Origin of the sequence: Pilimelia columellifera subsp. columellifera (assembly GCF_039532605.1) — a bacterium.
In the GTDB taxonomy this organism is placed as follows: Bacteria; Actinomycetota; Actinomycetes; order Mycobacteriales; family Micromonosporaceae; genus Pilimelia; species Pilimelia columellifera.
Genome location: NZ_BAAARY010000073.1, coordinates 1 through 1,007, shown reverse-complemented (window position 1 = coordinate 1,007; position 1,007 = coordinate 1). Strand labels below are relative to the sequence as shown.

Genomic DNA, 1,007 nt, shown 5'->3' with positions numbered 1-1,007 from the left:
ACTGAGCCTTTCCGGGCAACTGTTTGATCACCGAGGGTGACGTAGGCTGCGACGCGCCGAGTGGTCCGGGGTCCAAGATGGAGACGCGACACCTCGGTATGAAGAAGGTCCGACTAAAGATCAACTTCATTGAGGTGTCGCGTCGTTATGAGTGTCACATACATGGCTGTGCTCGACGTTCGGCGGGAGACGATCGCGCAGGTGGCGCGGCTGTTGTATGCGGAGCGGGAACGTCGTGGAACCAGGGAGGGCGTGCGCCGGCTGGGTCCGTGGAAGCAGGCGGTGCTGGGGGTGCGGTGGATGGTCGACGGAACGCGGGTGGCGCAGTTGGCCCGCGACAACGACATCGGCCTGTCTACCTGCTACGACTACCTCAACGAGGTGCTGCAGGCGTTGGCGGCTCAGGCCCCGGGCCTGAGGTCGGCGCTGCTGGCGGCGAAGCTGGCCGGCTACGACTACGTGATGCTCGACGGCACGTTGATTCATACCGATCGGGTGTCCACCCCTGGCCCCACGACCGGGGTGGACCTGTGGTGGTCGGGCAAGCATCACCACCACGGCGGGAACGTGCAGGTCATCACCGCCCCCGACGGGTGGCCCCTGTGGACCTCCCAGGTACGGCCAGGCCGTGAGCACGACACCACAGCGCTACGAACGCACCCCGGCATGCTCGACACCCTGACCGCCCATGCCCAGCAGGCCAGGGTCCTCGGTGACCTGGGCTACGAAGGGCAAGCCGGCATCGTCACCGTCGCCTACAAGAAAGCCAAGAACGGCGAATTGACCGACGCCCAAAAACAACTCAACAAGGTCCACAACGGGCTGCGGGCCATAGGCGAACGAGGAAACGCCCTGCTCAAGACCACGTTCAAAGCGCTCCGCCGGGTCAGCGTCTGCCCCTGGAAGATCGGTCAGATCGCCGCCGCCGCCCTCGTGCTCCTACACCTGGAAGCCGACCGCACCACGTAACGCACGGTCACCGAACCATTGCCCGGAAAGGCTCACTG

Annotated in this window: 1 protein-coding gene; it reads left to right on the top strand. The window is 65.0% G+C overall.

Annotated elements, in window-relative coordinates; translation table 11 throughout:
• Positions 1–147: 147 nt before the first annotated feature.
• Positions 148–969 (top strand): transposase family protein, encoded by an 822-nt coding sequence (locus tag ABD287_RS18370; protein ID WP_344174795.1) that lies wholly within the window; start codon positions 148–150, stop codon positions 967–969.
• Positions 970–1,007 lie beyond the last annotated feature (38 nt).